Source organism: Mesorhizobium sp. LNHC229A00 (assembly GCF_000502415.1).
Classification (GTDB): Bacteria; Pseudomonadota; Alphaproteobacteria; order Rhizobiales; family Rhizobiaceae; genus Mesorhizobium.
This window is the reverse complement of sequence record NZ_AYWQ01000006.1, coordinates 177575-190253: the sequence shown is the minus strand read 5'-3', so window position 1 is coordinate 190253 and position 12679 is coordinate 177575. Positions and strand designations below refer to the sequence as shown.

General features: G+C 65.7%; 8 protein-coding genes and 1 pseudogene. 5 read left to right on the top strand and 4 right to left on the bottom strand.

Going from position 1 to position 12679, the window contains the following annotated elements; translation table 11 throughout:
• The first annotated feature begins 20 nt into the window (after positions 1 to 20).
• Genes X742_RS156435 through X742_RS156455 form a run of 5 tightly spaced genes read left to right on the top strand, consistent with a single transcriptional unit; the run spans position 21 to position 5004 of the window.
• Complete coding sequence (locus X742_RS156435; protein WP_023772080.1) at positions 21 to 902, top strand: N-acetylglucosamine kinase; 882 nt, start codon at positions 21 to 23, stop codon at positions 900 to 902.
• Positions 899 to 1681 (top strand): GntR family transcriptional regulator, encoded by a 783-nt coding sequence (locus X742_RS156440; protein WP_023772079.1) that lies wholly within the window; start codon positions 899 to 901, stop codon positions 1679 to 1681. Before X742_RS156435 ends, X742_RS156440 begins: the two co-directional genes overlap by 4 nt.
• The gene (locus X742_RS156445; RefSeq protein ID WP_023772078.1) at positions 1678 to 2712 is read left to right on the top strand and encodes an SIS domain-containing protein; all 1035 of its coding nucleotides are present in this window, start codon (positions 1678 to 1680) and stop codon (positions 2710 to 2712) included. The genes X742_RS156440 and X742_RS156445 overlap by 4 nt, the downstream gene beginning before the upstream one ends.
• The gene (gene nagA / locus X742_RS156450) at positions 2709 to 3881 is read left to right on the top strand and encodes an N-acetylglucosamine-6-phosphate deacetylase (RefSeq protein WP_023772077.1); all 1173 of its coding nucleotides are present in this window, start codon (positions 2709 to 2711) and stop codon (positions 3879 to 3881) included. Before X742_RS156445 ends, nagA begins: the two co-directional genes overlap by 4 nt.
• Positions 3882 to 3891: 10 nt before the next feature.
• A complete protein-coding gene (locus X742_RS156455; protein ID WP_023772076.1) occupies positions 3892 to 5004 on the top strand; it encodes an NAD(P)/FAD-dependent oxidoreductase in 1113 nt (370 codons plus the stop codon).
• Between the two features lie 33 nt (positions 5005 to 5037).
• On the opposite strand, the gene X742_RS156460 is transcribed toward X742_RS156455, so the two are convergent.
• From X742_RS156460 to X742_RS01000000170060, 4 genes and pseudogenes are all read right to left on the bottom strand, one after another.
• Positions 5038 to 6564, bottom strand: a complete 1527-nt coding sequence (locus tag X742_RS156460; RefSeq protein WP_023772075.1) for a malonyl-CoA synthase — start codon at positions 6562 to 6564, stop codon at positions 5038 to 5040.
• A 155-nt stretch (positions 6565 to 6719) separates the two neighbouring features.
• Entirely contained in the window at positions 6720 to 7457 is a 738-nt protein-coding gene (locus tag X742_RS156465; protein WP_023772074.1) for a GntR family transcriptional regulator, read from the bottom strand.
• A gap of 388 nt (positions 7458 to 7845) precedes the next feature.
• On the bottom strand, positions 7846 to 8523 hold the full coding sequence (rpe, locus tag X742_RS156470; protein ID WP_023772073.1) for a ribulose-phosphate 3-epimerase: 678 nt from the start codon (positions 8521 to 8523) through the stop codon (positions 7846 to 7848).
• 219 nt (positions 8524 to 8742) lie between these two features.
• Positions 8743 to 12676 (bottom strand): annotated as a pseudogene (locus X742_RS01000000170060) (hypothetical protein).
• Positions 12677 to 12679: the final 3 nt, after the last annotated feature.

Below are 12679 nucleotides of genomic sequence, written 5' to 3'. Positions count from 1 at the left end.
CCTGCCGGAGGAGAAATCGTGTGAAATTCGTGCTCGGTATCGATGGCGGCGGCACCAGCTGCAGGGCCGCGCTGGCAACGGCGGACGGCGCTGTCGTCGGCCGCGCCAAAAGCGGCGCCGCCAACATCCGCACCGACCTCACCGGCGCCCGCTCGAACATCGTCGATGCGGCGCGGCAGGCTTTCATCGCCGCCGGGCAAGATCCGGACCTGATCCCGCAAACACCCGCCATCCTCGGCCTTGCCGGCGCCAATGTCGGCACGTACCGGCAACAGCTCGAGGCGATCCTGCCGTTCAGCACCAGCCGCGTGGAGACCGATGCGGAGATCGCGCTGGAAGGCGCGGTCGGTTCCGGTGACGGTGCGATGGCGATCCTGGGCACCGGTACCGCCTATATGGCGCGCAAGGATGGCAAGTCCCGCGCCATCGGCGGCTGGGGATTTCAGGTCGGCGACCAGGGCAGCGGCGCCCGCATCGGCCGCGACCTGCTGGAGCAGACACTGCTCGCGCATGATGGCGTGCGCCTAGCCTCGCCGCTGACCGACAGCATGATGGCCGTTTTCCGCAATAATCCCGAGGACGTGGTCGAATTCACGACCAACGCCAAGCCCGGCGATTTCGGCGGCTTCGCGCCGAAAGTATTCGAACATGCGCAAAAAGGCGACATCGTCGCCAACTGGATACTCGACAAGGCGGTCGCCGATGTCGAGGCCTCGCTTGGCGCGCTCGACCTCGCCGCCGGAGCACCGCTCTGCCTGCTCGGCGGGCTGGCGCCGCTCTATGCGCCGCGCCTGTCGGAGCGCTACCGCACCCTGCTGAAGGAACCGCTCGACGATGCGCTAGGCGGTGCTGTGCAGATGGCGGCACGCCTTTTCGCTGCACGTGTGGAGGCTGCGCGATGAGCGATGCCGCCGACCAGATCTTCGCCACGCTCAAACAATCCTCGCAAAGCGGCGCGCCGCTTTACCTGCAGCTCAGGAAAAGCATCGAGGACGCCGTCAACCGCGGCCTGATCGGCCCAGGCGACGCGCTGCCATCCGAGCGCGACATCGCCACCAAGGCCGACATTTCGCGCGTCACCGTGCGCAAGGCGGTGCAGGACCTGGTCAAGGGCGGCGTATTGGTGCAGCGCCACGGTTCGGGCACCTTCGTGGCCCCGCGCATGGAGCGCGTCGAGCAGTCGCTGTCGCGGCTGACCTCCTTCACCGAGGACATGGCGCGGCGCGGCATGGCGGTGCGTTCGGCCTGGCTCGACCGCGGCCTCTACGCGCCCTCGCCCGACGAGATGATGGTGCTTGGCCTCTCGTCGAGCGAACTGGTGGCACGCGTGGCCCGCCTGCGCATCGCCAACGACACGCCGCTGGCGATCGAACGCGCTTCGCTGTCGGCCAGCGTGCTGCCGGATCCGGCTGGCATCGGTTCGTCGCTTTACGCCGCACTGGAACTGACCGGCAACCGGCCGGTGCGCGCGGTGCAGCGCATCTCCGCCGCCAATCTCGGCGAAGGCGATGCGCGCCTGCTCGAAGTGCCGCCGGGCATTGCCGGCCTGCATATCGAACGTATTTCCTACCTGGCGAGCGGCAAGGTGATCGAGTTCACCCGCTCCATCTACCGGGGCGACGCCTATGATTTCGTCGCCGAACTGCGGCTGACAGGGCCGAGCGAAGAGGGCCGACCATGATTGCCAACGCCACTCATATGCAGCGCGAGATCGAGGAAATCCCGCAAGCCGTCGCCCGCCTGCTCGACGGCTCCGGTGCCGTGCTGGCCGAAGCCGGGCGCGGCATCAAGGAGCGCGACCCGCATTTCGTCGTCACCGTGGCGCGAGGCTCCTCCGATCATGCCGCCACCTTCATGAAATATGCCGTCGAATTGACCGCGGGCCTTGCCGTCGCCTCGGTCGGGCCGTCGATCGCCTCGATCTACGGCCGCAAGCTCCGGCTTGACGGCTCGGCCTGCCTGGCGATCTCGCAGTCGGGCAAGAGCCCCGACATCGTCGCGATGGCCGAAACCGCACGGGCCGGCGGCGCGCTGACCATTGCCGTCACCAACACCGCAGATTCGCCGCTCGCGCGCGCCTCGGACTATGCGATAGACATCCTCGCCGGGCCGGAGCGCAGCGTCGCGGCAACCAAGACCTTCATCAATTCCGCCGTTGCCGGTCTCGCTTTAATGGCGCATTCGACCGGCGACGAAGCGCTTCTCGCGGCTCTGGCCCGCCTGCCCGACCATTTCGGCAAGGCGATCGGCTGCGACTGGATGAGCGTGCTGGCCGAGACGATCGAGAAGCAAAGATCGCTGTTCATTCTCGGCCGCGGTCCGTCGGCGGCGATGGCAAACGAAGCGGCGCTGAAGTTCAAGGAGACCTGCGGCATGCATGCCGAGGCCTATAGCGCGGCCGAAGTGATGCATGGCCCGCTGGCGCTGATCGGTCCCGACTTTCCGGTGCTGGCGCTGGCCGCTCGCGACGCGTCCGAGCCCTCGGTCGCCGACGCCGCCGACAGCCTGGCGGCAAAAGGCGCGCCGGTTTTCGTCACCTCGGCGCTCGCCAATCGCGCCACGCGCCTGCCGCATGTCGCCACCGGTCACCCGCTGACCGATCCGCTAACGCTGATCGTCTCCTTCTACATGTTCGTCGAGGCCTTTGCCCGCCATCGCGGCCTCGATCCGGACGCGCCGCGCAACCTTCGCAAGGTGACGGAGACCGTATGAGCGACCGTTTTGCCCTGACGGGCGCCCGCATCTTCGATGGCGACGACTGGCATGAAGGCGCGGTCCTTGTCGTGCGCGGCGGCCTCGTCGAAGCCATGCTGCCGCAAGGCGCGCTGCCCGGGAATATCCGCGCCATCGACACCGGCGGCGGCATGCTGGTGCCAGGCTTCGTCGACATCCAGGTCAATGGCGGCGGCGGCGTGATGCTGAACGATCATCCCGATGTCGCCTCGATCGAAACCATCTGCCGCGCGCACGCGCCGTTCGGCACGACGGCGCTGCTGCCGACGCTGATCACCGACACGCCCGCAATCACGGCCGCCGCGATCGCCGCCGGCGAAGCGGCAGTGCTGCAAAAAGTGCCGGGTTTTCTCGGCCTGCACCTGGAAGGTCCGCATCTGTCGATTGCCCGCAAGGGGGCGCATGATCCGGCGCTGATCCGGCCGATGACGGACGCCGACCAGGCCATGCTGATCGCGGCGCGCCAGAAGCTGCCGGTGCTGCTCACCACGATCGCGCCGGAATCCGTCGACCCTACCCGCGTCAAGGCCTTGGCCGAGGCCGGGATCATCGTCAGCCTCGGCCATTCCGACACGGGCCATGCCACGGCAAAAGCCTTCGCCGAGGCCGGCGCCAGCGTCGTCACGCATCTGTTCAACGCGATGAGCCAGATCGGCAACCGCGAGCCCGGGCTGGCGGGCGCCGCCATCGACATCGGCGCCTTGTCGGCGGGGCTGATCGCCGACGGCATCCATGTCCATCCCGCCACGATCAGGATCGCGCTCGACGCCAAGCAGGGACCGGGCAGGATCGTGCTGGTCACCGACGCGATGGCGACGATCGGCACCGAGATGAGTTCGTTCACGCTCAATGGCCGCACCATCTACCGCAGGGATGGCAGCCTCAGGCTTGCCGACGGGACGCTGGCCGGTGCCGACCTCGACATGATCTCGGCCATCCGGTTCATGCACCGCACTGTCGGGCTCGAGCTTTCCGAAGTCTTGCGCATGGCCTCGCTCTACCCGGCCCAGGCGATCGGCCAGTCGCACCGGCTTGGCCGCTTCGCGAATGGGACGGCAGCGGACATCGTTGCGCTGTCGGACGATCTTGACATAGGAAGGGTCTGGATCGGCGGCGACAAGGTGTTCGAGGCTGTCGCTCCGCGCTGAGAGCGAGGCCATGCTGACAATCGATTGTGTCGTCGCCGGAGCAGGTGTCGTCGGGCTTGCCGTCGCCAGGGCGCTGGCCTTGTCGGGCCGCGAGGTGGTGGTGATCGAAAAGGCCGACGCGATCGGCACCGTCACCAGTTCACGCAATTCCGAAGTCATCCATGCCGGGCTCTATTATGCGCCCGGCAGCCTGAAGGCCCGGCTGTGCGTCGAAGGGCGCCGGCAGCTCTATGCATACTGCGCCGAACACACTATCGGCCATCGCCGCGCCGGCAAGCTGATCGTCGCCAGCGAACCCGGCCAGACGGACGGGCTGCGGGCGATCGAGGCCAATGCGAAGCGCTGTGGGGTGGACGATCTCGAGCTTTTGACACGCGCCGAGGCCGAAAGCCTGGAGCCGGCGCTGAGATGCGCCGGCGCGCTGCTGTCGCCATCGACGGGCATCATAGACAGCCACGCGCTGATGCTGTCGCTACGCAGTGACGCGGAAGCAGCAGGCGCGTCCTTCGCTTTCCTCACCTCCGTTGCCGGGGCGACGATCGAAGCCGATCGGATCCGGCTCGACACGCGAGACGCCAATGGCGAGACCTTCGCCGTGGAGGCCGGCACTTTCGTCAATGCAGCCGGCCTCGATGCGCAGGCCGTGGCCAGTCGGATCGAGGGTTTCCCATGGGATGTCATCCCCCGGCAGTGGCTGGCGCGCGGCAATTATTTCGCGCTTCCAGGGCGGTCACCCTTTTCGCGGCTGATCTATCCGGGTCCGGTCGAAGGGGGTCTTGGCGTCCATCTGACGCTCGATCTGGCCGGCAATGCGCGCTTTGGCCCCGACGTCGAATGGATCGACGGCGTGGATTACACGGTCGACCCCAGCCGAAGCGCCGTCTTCTACGAGGCGATCCGCCGCTATTGGCCCGATCTCGCGGATGGCGCGCTGCAGCCGGCCTATGCCGGCATCCGGCCGAAGCTCTCGGGACCCGGGCAGCCCGCGGCGGACTTCGTGATTCAGGGACCGGCCGATCATGGCGTGGGCCGGATCGTCAATCTGTTCGGCATCGAGAGCCCAGGCCTGACGGCGAGCCTGGCCATCGCAGACCATGTCGCCGAACTGTTGTACCCGACCTGAGCCAGCGTTCGCGGGCCGGAGCGCGATATCTGCTTAGCCGGCTTTGCTTGGGATGTAGAGATCCTTGTAGCTGTCGCGCAAAAGGTTCTTCTGCACCTTGCCCATCGTGTTGCGCGGCAGGTCGTCGACGAAGATCACCCGTTTGGGATGCTTGTACTTCGCCATGCGGCCGGTGATAGCGTCGAGAATCTCGGCCGCGCTGATCCGCGACGCGGGCGAGCGCACGACCACAGCGGTGACGCCTTCGCCGAAGTCCGGATGGGCAAGGCCGATGACGGCGCTTTCCAGGACGCCGTCGAGCGCGTCTATCTCGCTTTCGAGCTCCTTCGGATAGACGTTGTAGCCGCCTGAGATGATCAGGTCCTTGCCGCGACCGACAATGTGGACATAGCCGTCGGCGTCGATCATGCCGAGGTCGCCAGTGATGAAGAAGCCGTCGGCGCGGAATTCCGCCTTGGTCTTTTCCGGCATGCGCCAGTAGCCGCGGAACACGTTCGGGCCCTTGACCTCGATCATGCCCACCTCGCCCTGGGCAAGCGGCTTGCCGGAATCGGGATCGGCGATGCGCAGCGACACGCCGGGCAAGGGGAAGCCGACCGTTCCGGCGCGCCGCTCGCCCTCATAAGGATTGGAGGTGTTCATGTTGGTCTCGGTCATGCCGTAGCGCTCGAGGATGGCGTGGCCGGTACGGTCTCGCCAGGCCTTGTGCGTTTCGGCCAGCAGCGGCGCGGAACCAGACACGAACAGCCGGATGTTTTTCGCCGCCTCGCGATCCAGCCCGTCCTGCTTCAGCAGCCTGGTATAGAAGGTCGGCACGCCCATCAGGGCGGTGGCGCGCGGCAGCAGCGAGACGATGCGGCCCGCGTCGAATTTCTGCTCGAACAGCATCGAGGCGCCGGCCATCAGGGTGACGTTGGTGGCGACGAACAGGCCGTGCGTGTGGAAAATCGGCAGAGCGTGGATCAGCACGTCATCCCTGGTGAACCGCCATTGCTCGACCAGCACCCGCGCGTTCGAGGCGAGATTCTCATGGCTGAGCATGGCGCCTTTCGAACGGCCGGTCGTTCCCGACGTGTAGAGGATCGCCGCAAGGTCGTCCGCGCCGCGCTCCACATCGTGGAACTCGGAAGACTGACGCGATGCCTGGTCCGCCAGGGATCCCTGGCCACCGCGGTCGAGCGTGACCACGACGGCACCGGACGGCTCGACCATCCCACGGATGTCCGCCGACCGTTCCGGATCGCAGACGATCACCCGAGGTGCCGCATCCCCAAAGAAATAGCCGAGCTCGGCCAGCGTATAGGCGGTGTTGAGCGGCAGGAAGACGGCGCCGGCGCGCACGCAGGCGAGATAGAGCAAAACCATCTCCGGGCTCTTCTCGACCTGCACGGCAACCCGGTCTCCGGGCGCGACATCCATTTGCAGGAGCGCATGCGCAAGCTGCGCCGAGCGTGCCAGCATGTCGCCATAGGTGAGCGAGCGTCCATCATCGGTTTCCATCAACATATGCCCAGGCGCCGGCATCCGGGACCGGAACGCATCGAACAGATGATTGCTCATGACATCTTCCCAGGGTGATGCCGGCCGCGGTCTCGGCGGCACGCGACGAAGAGTTCGCGTTTCCCAGCCCTGCCGTCAAGGCCGCGACAGGCTGCCCTGCGTCCACCGAAAAGATTCGAGGGATGGGACGGCAGAGGGCGCCGACCAAACAGCCGTCAACGCTGGGCGCGCTGACCCGGACCGGCGGGTGCCTCGCCTTGCCTGAAGCGTTCCATGCACATGGCGGCGGTCAGCTGGTAGTGATCGATCAGGGCCTGGACGGCACCATCCGCATTTCCGTCCAGCGCATTTTCAGCAATCAACCGATGTTCGGCGAAATCGTCGCGCTGGATGCTCTCCCCGTCATTGGCCATTTGCCTGTAGCGGTAGGCGTGATCGGAAAGCTGGTCGCAGAAGCCAACCAGCCAGTGCGACCGGCACGCCGAGATCAGCACCCGATGGAAAGTGCGATGCACTTTCTCCCACTCCGGATTGAGCGACGAGCTACTTTGCGACGAAAGCCGTGAGGCCCGCCCCAGCCGATGCAGCGCCAGCACCAATTGTTCTTCCCATTCGGCGGTCCGGTGGGCAATGGATTCGCGCAGGGCCCGCTCCTCGAGCCAGCAGCGGGTGCGCGTCAGTTCCTCGAGTTCCGTCGCGCTGACCGGCATGATGAAAAAGCCACGCTGGTCATGGCGGCCAAGGAGACCTTCGGAGGCAAGGCGATTGAGGGCTTCACGAACCGGAGAGGCACCGGCGCCATACTTGGAAACGACCCACTCGACGCGCAGCTTGCTTTCGGTTTCAAGAGCGCCGCCGAGAAGATCATCACGCAATTGATGATAGACCGTGCTGGCAAGTGTGCTCTTGGCTCCGGTCCCGTCGTCGCTCAGATTGGCAGCTCCGTACGTCAAAAGCGACTCCTTGTCCCCTTACTGTCGTCTTGGGCAATTCGAGTCCGAAATTCTCTCTCCGTACGTGTACCATACAGCGCTACGCTTCCGGCACTCAAGCAGAAGATCGCGCTATTGTACTTTAGGACAATGAAATATACGCAAATGCGCGGAGCCGATCGCGAGAATTCGAATATTTCTACAACCAGCAGAAGTTTAACGTGGTTTGTATGCACGCAGGATCATCTGTTTCTTGTGCTCCCATGCGAGCATCTTTTCTGTCGCGCGCAAAGACAGCAGGCGACTGCCCGAATCAGATCGCCGCGCAGCCTGATTCGGATATGCGGCAGACCACGCCCTTCCAACGACGCCGGTCCGCAGCAATTGGCCCCGGAATGACCGCGCTATGTTAGCCGGCGGCCTTGTCGGCCGCCGCCCTGATCGCTTCGATATTGGCGCGGTAAGCCTCGACACTGCCACCCCTGAAGATGGCGGCACCGGCCACCAGCACGTCGGCGCCGGCAGCGGTGACCAAGGGGGCGGTTTCCGGCGAGACGCCTCCGTCGATCTCGATGCGGATCGGCCGGTCACCGATCAGCGCCTTGATCCTTCTCACCTTGTCGACCATTGCCGGGATGAAGGCCTGCCCGCCGAAACCCGGATTGACGGTCATGATCAGGATCAGGTCGAGCCGGTCGAGCACATATTCGATCGCCGTTTCCGGCGTTGCCGGATTGAGCGAGACGCCCGCCCTCTTGCCGAGGTTCCTGATTGTCTGCAACGAGCGGTCGAGATGCGGCCCGGCCTCGGCATGCACCGTCATGCCGTCGCAGCCGGCTTCGGCGAAGGCGGCGAGGTAGGGGTCGGCTGGCGCGATCATCAGGTGGCAGTCGAAAAAGGCCTTGGTGCGATTGCGGATCGCCTTGATGACAGGCGGGCCGAAGGTGATGTTTGGCACGAAATGCCCATCCATCACGTCGAGATGGATCCAGTCGGCACCGGCCGCCGCCACCGCCTCGACCTCGTCACCGAGCTTCGAGAAATCCGATGCCAGCACCGACGGTGCGATCAAGGTTTTTTTGCTCATCTCGCGGCCTTTCCGGGCGCCCTTTTGCTACGATCGCTGCGTACCGACTGCCTAAAGTGCTCCCGGGGACTTGTCGAGGGCGCCAGTACAGCGGTTCCACAGGCAGGGTAACGTCGCGGCGTTCCCGATCCTGTCGCCGCCAACCTTCGCCTGCCTGGATCATGAAGAAAAACCCGCCGGATTGCTCCAGCGGGTTTTCGTTTGGTGTCGCGCGGGTGCTTACTGCTGCTGGAGCTTCAGCACCCTGTTTGGCACCGGGTCTTGCTGCTGGTCGATCGGCTGCCTGCGCCGCGGCAGCAATTGCAGCAACTGCCCCGGATCGATTTCCAGCGATGGCTGCCCGCGCATCGGCCGGCAGTTCGGATAGCGCCCGACCATGCCTTCCGGACAGTGCCGCCTGAAGATCGGCTGGCACTGGCCGTTGACCATCTGCGAACCCGGCGCGCATTCGCTCTCTTGCCTGGGCTTGCGGCACGCGCCGTCGATCACCTCGGTCCCGCGCGGGCAGAGGCATTCGCCGCGCTTGTTGCGGACCTGGCCGCGTATGTCGCACTGCTCCAACTGCGGCTGCTTGCGCCGACAGGCATTGCCTTGCACCTCGGTACCCTTCGGGCAAACGCAATTGCCATCTGAGTCATGGACCTGGCCTCGGATGGTGCACTGGTCAGGCTTCGGCCTGATCGGCCGGCAGGCCCGGTCTCGCACCTCGGTGCCTTGCGGGCAGACNGGTGCACTGGTCAGGCTTCGGCCTGATCGGCCGGCAGGCCCGGTCTCGCACCTCGGTGCCTTGCGGGCAGACGCAGTCCCCGTCCGCATTGTGGACCTGGCCACGGATGGTGCACTGCTCGGGCCTCGGCCCGACAGGACGGCAGGCGCCATTGCGCAGCTCGGTGCCTTGCGGGCAGACGCAATCGCCATCGGCATTGCGGAACTGGCCAGGGATGCGGCACTGCTGCGGCTTTGGCCGGATCTGGCGGCAGGCCCGGTCTCGCACCTCGGTGCCTTGCGGGCAGACACAGTCCCCGTCCGCATTGTGGACCTGACCACGGATGGTGCACTGCTCGGGCTTGTCGGTCCCGACGCATTTTCCGTTCTCCAGCTCCGTGCCGCGCGGGCAGACGCAACGTCCGTCCTCGGTGCGGATCTGGCCTTCGAGCAGCACGCAGCGCGGCGGTGGAGGTGTCGGCAGAACATTGGTGCCGCCGCCGGTGCACTGGCCGTTGCGGAAGGTGGTGCCTTCCGGGCAGACGCATCTGCCGGCGTCGTTCATGACAAAGCCCGGCGAGCACTGATTCTTCACCTCATGCGTGATGATGAAGGGATGGCAGGCATAGGCCTTACCGCGATCCCCCTGCACATTGGTCGCGTCGTTGGACAGCACGTCGCCGCCGTTCTGCACCCGTGTCTCGGGAGAGAGCACGCCAACGCAGTTCCGGCCGTTGACATTACCCTGCAAGTTGGCAAGACGCCCATCGTCAGGGATGACCACTGTCACACGGTACGAGCGGCTTTCGCCGGCGCCGAGCGTCAGGTTGGCGATGCAGGAGGCCGGCAAGGTCGTCGGTTCCGGCGAACAGCCGAAGGGCGGCTCGATCGAAGTGATCGCGACGCCTTCCAGCCGGCCAAGCCCATCGACGCCGATCGCATCGCCGATGCGGACCGGGCCCGAGAAGGGGCTCGTCCCGTCATTGGTGATGGTGATGTCGAACGAGCAGGGCTGGCTCAGCCTGCATTCGCGGTCGCCGGTCTTCTCGACACGGATGGTCGAGGAGCCGCCGCCCTTGGCGCAGGCTTGGCCGATGGGGTAGACGACGTCGTCGCCCTGCGCCGGCCCATAGGAGCCGCGCGCGCAGTTCTCGAATTCGCCATTGGCCCAAACCGTCACGTCGAAATGCCTTGAGGTCCCAGGCGTCATGACGGCGCCTGGTATCTGGCACGACAACGCATTGGCCGGAACCGGTCCGCATGCCCATTCCGCGCCGTCAGGGGTCACGGTCTGGATCTGGACAGGCGCGCCGCCCGACACCAGCGTGGCGGCATCGTCGACCCGCACCGGACCGGTGGGGGCAGCCGTGCCGACATTGGCGACGGTGATGCGGCAGGACACCAGCGCCGCGCCGGCCAGCGAACCGTTGCACGCCTTGGTGATGCGCAAGGTCGGCTGGCCGCTGTTGGGATGGCGGATGCGTTCCTTGGCGCAGGCCTTGTTGTTGGTGAGATCGACCTCACCGGGGATGGCCTTCACCTCGGCGCAGTTCTCGACCGTGTCGGACCGGTAGCCGGCCGCCATGACCGCCTTGACGAAGATCGGCGTCGAAGCGCCCGCGGGCAGCGAGATGCCGGCATTGTCGCAGCGGAACTGGCCGGGGCCGTTAGGGCCGCATGTCCAGGGCGGGCTCGGCCCGAAGGTCGAGGATGCCGGCGCGCCGCCGGGGTAGTTGTCGATCACCGTCAGCGGCCCGTTATAGGTCGATGTGCCGTTGTTGATGATGTCAATGATGAAGGTGCAGACGCCATCGGCGGTGCAGACTTCGGTGCGGGCACGCTTCTTAAGGATCAGGTCGACCTTCTTCTCGACTGGCGGCTGGCAATCCGGATTGCGGTCGCCGCGGCGGCAGATCGGGATCGAGGCGCAGCCCCGGTCATTGGCCTGGCTGCCGAACAGCGGCTTGCCGCTGGCGCCGTAATTGTAGGTGGCGCAGTTGCGCAGCACGCTGCCTTGCCAGCCTCCGGCCGGCTTGAAGCCGAGCTTGAGGTCTACAAAGGCTCCCGGAGCGAGCGTGGTCACCGGGTAGGTGCACGTCATGGGGGTGGTTCCCGGCGCGCAGACCCAGGGCGGATTGGGCCCTGAACTCAGCGTCGAGCCGGCCGGCAGCGTCACCTCGTCGAGCACGATCTTACCGTTGTAAGGCGCTGTGCCGACATTGGTGACGCGGATGGTGAAGTCGCAGCCGCCGCCCATCGTGCAGCGTGTGACGTCGGCATGCTTTTCAACCTTGAGGTCCGGTTCCTTATCCCTGGGCGGGCACCTCTGGTCACGCGGGATGACGATGTCGATGGTTTGCGTGCAGCACAGGCCCCAGCCCTCCTTCGGTCCGGCATAGGTCTCGATGCCGGTGACGATGAGGTGGATGACGTCGCCGGGTGACGCGCCGACGATCTTCCAGTTGAGCACGCCGCCGCCCGCCGGCACCTTCTGAGTGTCGGGGACGATGCTGATGCCTGATGAGGTCGTCGACACCTGCACCCATTTGCCGCTCATTTCGGGGCCGACAGGCATGTGATAGATGAAGGCACCACCGCCGGGCACGCAGTCAACCGTGCCGCGTTCGACCTTGAAACACCCGTGGTCGGTTGGAGGCGGGGGTTGCTTGTCGCATTTGGTGAGGTCGATCCGGATCGAGGTCTTTTCCCCGGTCGCGATGTTGCCGTCGTCCGGCTTGCCCGGATCGTGCGACAGGATAATGGTGCCCGTGCCGGTGCCGCCGGTGACCTTGATCATGCCCTGGTTGTCGACGTTGACCGGCGCTGGAAACGCGCCGTGGTCGATCTTGGCGGTGATGCGGAACGTGATGACGCGTTCGTTCAGTGCGCCCGAACCATCGAGATCGCTGGCGGAAATCCGGAAATCGGAAACCGTCGCCGTGTCGTTGGGGCCGGCCGAAGCGCTTACGACAGCGCCCGGCAAGGCCCCACCCGATGCATCGGTGCCGTCGCCGGAGACGGTCACATTGACGATCGAAAGACCGTGCGGAAGCTGGTCCTTGAAGTCGAGCCGGGCTTTCTTCAGCGCGGCCTCGAGGGCCGGATTGGCAAAGCCTTGCGGATTGCCGCGCAGTCCGAAGGTCAAGGTATAGAAGACATAGTCGCAACTGCGCTGGCCCCCGGTCTTGGTGAAGAACGGCACGACACGTCCGGGTTCCGGGTTGATGATGCGCGGATTGTCAAACTGCAGCGGCTGCACATCCTGGCTGGTGAGAGCCTGGACGGTCTGGGCGGCGGATGCCGGCAGTGCGGGCGCAAGGGCGACCGCGATCCCGGCCGCCATCAGCCAGCGCGCGCCGCGCCTGGCGAGTGACAGGGGTTTCATGATCGTCTCCATGACGGTTTTGGGAGATTTGGCCGCGAGCGGGAATGGGGCAAGACTGTTCATCTT

Coding starts and splice junctions, on each gene's coding strand:
- X742_RS156440 (WP_023772079.1), top strand. CDS start 899: ATGAGCGATGCCGCCGACCAGATCTTCGCCACGCTCAAACAATCCTCG.
- X742_RS156445 (WP_023772078.1), top strand. CDS start 1,678: ATGATTGCCAACGCCACTCATATGCAGCGCGAGATCGAGGAAATCCCG.
- nagA (WP_023772077.1), top strand. CDS start 2,709: ATGAGCGACCGTTTTGCCCTGACGGGCGCCCGCATCTTCGATGGCGAC.
- X742_RS156455 (WP_023772076.1), top strand. CDS start 3,892: ATGCTGACAATCGATTGTGTCGTCGCCGGAGCAGGTGTCGTCGGGCTT.
- X742_RS156460 (WP_023772075.1), bottom strand. CDS start 6,564: ATGAGCAATCATCTGTTCGATGCGTTCCGGTCCCGGATGCCGGCGCCT.
- rpe (WP_023772073.1), bottom strand. CDS start 8,523: ATGAGCAAAAAAACCTTGATCGCACCGTCGGTGCTGGCATCGGATTTC.